Origin of the sequence: Streptomyces sp. McG3 (assembly GCF_018619185.1) — a bacterium.
Lineage (GTDB): Bacteria > Actinomycetota > Actinomycetes > Streptomycetales > Streptomycetaceae > Streptomyces.
On sequence record NZ_JAAXYC010000476.1, the window covers coordinates 1 to 4,033 of the forward strand.

A 4,033-nucleotide genomic window follows, 5' to 3' on the forward strand; every position below is an offset into this window, starting at 1 on the left:
GTGGGGTGCGGGCCGCTCTGCGGCTCGCGAGGGGCGGAGGCCCGTAGTGGGCCGGGATGTGCCGGGGCCGGGTCCGGTCCGGGTGGTTCGGGGTGCGCCCGGGACGGGTCCGGTCCGGGTGGTTCGGGGTGCGGTCAGGTGGTTCGGGGTGCGCCCGGGGCGGTCCGGGTGCGGTGGCCGGTGGCCGACGCGTTCTGTGGCGGGGCCGGCCGGGGGCGGACGTCAGATGGCGGCCTTCTTGAGGCGCCGCCGCTCCCGCTCGGAGAGACCGCCCCAGATTCCGAAGCGTTCGTCGTTGGAAAGGGCGTACTCAAGGCATTCCGAGCGCACCTCACAGGCGAGGCAGACCTTCTTGGCCTCGCGGGTGGATCCGCCCTTTTCGGGAAAGAAGGACTCGGGATCGGTCTGGGCGCACAGTGCGCGCTCCTGCCAGCCGAGTTCCTCGTCCGCGTCCTCGACCAGCAGTTGCTGGAACAGCTCGGTCATGTGCGCCCCTCGTCTGTCTCTTGCGTCCCGTGATGCAGCCGTTTGCGGCTGAACGACACGAGTGAAATTACAAGTGTGTAGCTCCGGGGCAGTCAAGCGAGGATCTGCTATTGGCCCAGGGATTCACTCTGCGGAACCAAGCGTATGCAGAAAGTGTTCAAATCAGCAAAAACCTGACATATGCCACTGGCCCCGCGACTCCACACCCTCTCCTGTGAGAGACGAGCGAAGGTGCCCTTGTGTTGCGATTCGATCACCGAAGCGATCAAGATCACAGTCAGGTCACGGAGCGTCAGTCGCGTTTGAGAGCGCGGATGATGCGCCACATGTCCCCGCCCAAGCACGCATAAACCTTTCTCCAAACCCGACAACCGGAAGGGGTGAAACATTGCCCCCATTTCGGGCATTGGGTTGACAGCGGACGGTCGAGCCGGTCTCCTTGGTCCCATGTCAGCGACCACAGCCATGCACGTCACCCACATCCGTGGGTTCCGTAGTGCTGTCCAGGCCCGCTGTTGCTGTTCCAGCTGTCACAGCTGTTGATGCCCTAGTGCTCCAGCTCTGATCCAGCCTTCCGGTCGAGCGTCCTTCTTCGTCTCCTCCCGCTCCTCCCCCGCACCTCGCACTTCCCGCGGCTCGTTTCCGGGCCGTCGGCGCTCACCGCGACTCCCCGCACGTGCACCCCCCATGCCGAGGAACCACCGCAGCCATGAACAGCGACAGCGACCTTCAGATCGCCGGCGACATCCTTGAGGTCCAGCACCTCCTGCAGCCCGCCCGCGAGCACCCCTCCACCGTCTCCGAATTCGTCGGCCTCGCACGCTCCATCGCGGCCGACCGCGCGCAGTGGGCCGGAATCGTCCAGTACGACTCCGCCTCCCGCTGGTACCACCGTCTGCACCAGGGCCCCGGCTACGAGGTGTGGCTGCTCAGCTGGGTGCCCGGGCAGGGCAGCGGGCGTCACGACCACGGCCTCTCCGCCGGCGTACTGACGGTCCTGGAAGGCGAGTTGACCGAGCACACCGAGCGCGGGACGCGGGCTCTCGGCGCGGGCGGGCAGCGGGCCTTCGCCCCGGGCTACGTCCACGAAGTGGTCAACGACTCGCTCGAACCGGCCGTGAGTCTGCACATCTACTACCCGGGCCTGACCGAGATGCCGATGCACGCCACGCAAAGCGCCCCGACGACCGTGGCCGCCGTACACGCCTGACAAACTGCTCCGCATGCGCATTGTTGTTCTGGCCGGTGGCATCGGCGGTGCCCGCTTCCTTCGCGGCCTCAAGCAGGCCGCGCCCGACGCGGACATCACGGTGATCGGCAACACGGGTGATGACATCCATCTGTTCGGGCTGAAGGTCTGTCCCGACCTCGACACCGTGATGTACACCCTCGGCGGTGGCATCAACGAGGAGCAGGGCTGGGGACGGACCGACGAGACCTTCCAGGTCAAGGAGGAGCTCGCGGCGTACGGCGTGGGCCCCGGATGGTTCGGGCTCGGCGACCGCGACTTCGCCACCCATATCGTCCGTACGCAGATGCTGGGCGCGGGCTATCCGCTGAGCGCGGTCACCGAGGCGCTCTGCGCCCGTTGGCAGCCGGGCGTGCGGCTGCTCCCCATGTCCGACGACCGGGTCGAGACGCATGTCGCCGTCGAGACGGACGGCGAGAGCAAGGCGATCCACTTCCAGGAGTACTGGGTGAAGCTGCGCGCCTCCGTCGAGGCGCAGGCGATCGTGCCGGTCGGCGCGGAGCAGGCCAAGCCGGCCCCGGGGGTGCTGGAGGCCATCGGTTCGGCCGATGTCATCGTCTTCCCGCCGTCGAATCCGGTGGTGTCCATCGGCACGATCCTCGCAGTGCCGGGGATCCGCGAGGCGATCGCCGAGGCGGGGGTGCCGGTCGTCGGCCTCTCCCCCATCGTCGGGGACGCGCCCGTGCGGGGTATGGCGGACAAGGTGCTCGCCGCGGTGGGCGTCGAGTCGACGGCGGCTGCCGTGGCCCAGCACTACGGTTCGGGGCTGCTGGACGGGTGGCTGGTGGACACGGTGGACGCGGGTGCGGTCGGAGAGGTCGAGGCGGCGGGGATCCGCTGCCGGGCGGTGCCGCTGATGATGACGGACGTGGACGCGACCGCCGAGATGGCCCGGCAGGCGCTGGAGCTGGCCGAGGAGGTTCGGGCGTGAGTGGTTCTCCTGGTGGCGCCGAAGGTGGTGTCCCGGATTCTTCCGGGGGCGGTGGTGCTGTGGCTGCCGGTGGCGGTGGTGTCGCCGTTTCCGGTGCGCCCTCGTTTCAGGTCTGGGCGTTGGGCGGGATTCCCGAAGTGCGGGCCGGTGACGATCTCGCCAAGCTGATCGCCGAGGCCGGGCCCGGACTGGTCGACGGGGACATCCTGCTCGTCACCTCGAAGATCGTCTCCAAGGCCGAGGGCCGGATCGTCCGGGCCGCCGACCGCGAGGCCGCCATAGACGCCGAGACCGTACGGGTCGTGGCCCGGCGCGGGCCGCTGCGGATCGTGGAGAACCGGCACGGTCTGGTCATGGCCGCCGCCGGGGTCGACGCCTCGAACACGCCGGCCGGGACCGTACTGCTGCTGCCCGAGGACTCCGACGTCTCCGCCCGGGCCATCCGGGACGGGCTGCGGGACGCCCTCGGCGTGGAGGTCGGCGTCGTCGTCACGGACACCTTCGGGCGGCCCTGGCGCAATGGGCTGACCGATGTCGCGATCGGGGCCGCCGGGGTGCGGGTGCTGGACGATCTGCGCGGCGGGACGGACGCGTACGGCAATCCGCTCAGCGCCACGATCGTGGCCACGGCGGACGAGCTGGCCGCGGCCGGGGACCTGGTCAAGGGCAAGGCGGAGGGGCTGCCGGTCGCCGTGGTGCGCGGGCTGCCGCATGTGGTGGCGTCCGGCGACGAGCCCGGTGCCCGTGCGTTGGTGCGGACCGCCGCCGACGACATGTTCCGGCTCGGGACGTCCGAGGCCGTGCGGGAAGCGGTGACGCTGCGGCGTACCGTGCGCGAGTTCACCGACGAGCCGGTGGATCCGGGGGCCGTGCGGCGGGCGGTGGCCGCGGCGGTGACCGCGCCCGCCCCTCATCACACGACGCCGTGGCGGTTCGTCCTGCTGGAGTCCGCCGAGTCGCGGACCCGGTTGCTCGACGCGATGCGGGACGCGTGGATCGAGGACCTGCGGCGCGACGGCAGGAGCGAGGAGTCGATCGCCAAGCGGGTGCGGCGCGGGGATGTGCTGCGCAACGCGCCGTATCTGGCGGTGCCGTGCCTGGTGATGGACGGCTCGCACACGTACGGGGACGAGCGGCGCGACGCCGCGGAGCGCGAGATGTTCGTCGTCGCGGCGGGCGCGGGCGTGCAGAACTTCCTGGTGGCGCTGGCGGGTGAGCGGCTGGGGTCGGCGTGGGTGTCCTCGACGATGTTCTGCCGGTCCGTGGTGCGGGAGGTGTTGTCGCTGCCGTCGTCCTGGGATCCGTTGGGGGCGGTGGCTGTGGGGCATGCGGCGGGGGTGCCTCGGGCTGTCTCTTATACACATCTC

The 4,033-nt window shown here is 70.0% G+C and carries 4 protein-coding genes; 3 read left to right on the forward strand and 1 reads right to left on the reverse strand.

Going from position 1 to position 4,033, the window contains the following annotated elements; all coding sequences use genetic code 11:
* Positions 1-222: 222 nt before the first annotated feature.
* Positions 223-486 (reverse strand): WhiB family transcriptional regulator, encoded by a 264-nt coding sequence (locus tag HET64_RS37175; protein ID WP_003968728.1) that lies wholly within the window; start codon positions 484-486, stop codon positions 223-225.
* 709 nt (positions 487-1,195) lie between these two features.
* Here HET64_RS37175 and HET64_RS37180 point away from each other — a divergent pair.
* From HET64_RS37180 to HET64_RS37190, 3 genes are all read left to right on the forward strand, one after another.
* Positions 1,196-1,696 carry a cysteine dioxygenase family protein gene (locus HET64_RS37180; RefSeq protein WP_215111647.1) on the forward strand — a complete coding sequence of 167 codons (501 nt, stop codon included), beginning with the start codon at positions 1,196-1,198 and terminating at the stop codon, positions 1,694-1,696.
* Positions 1,697-1,709: 13 nt separating this feature from the next.
* Entirely contained in the window at positions 1,710-2,666 is a 957-nt protein-coding gene (gene cofD, locus HET64_RS37185) for a 2-phospho-L-lactate transferase (protein ID WP_215111648.1), read from the forward strand.
* 59 nt (positions 2,667-2,725) lie between these two features.
* Positions 2,726-4,033, forward strand: a 1,308-nt coding sequence (locus HET64_RS37190) for a coenzyme F420-0:L-glutamate ligase (protein ID WP_215111649.1), incomplete at its 3' end; no start/stop codon positions are given.

Coding starts and splice junctions, on each gene's coding strand:
- HET64_RS37175 (WP_003968728.1), bottom strand. CDS start 486: ATGACCGAGCTGTTCCAGCAACTGCTGGTCGAGGACGCGGACGAGGAA.
- HET64_RS37180 (WP_215111647.1), top strand. CDS start 1,196: ATGAACAGCGACAGCGACCTTCAGATCGCCGGCGACATCCTTGAGGTC.
- cofD (WP_215111648.1), top strand. CDS start 1,710: ATGCGCATTGTTGTTCTGGCCGGTGGCATCGGCGGTGCCCGCTTCCTT.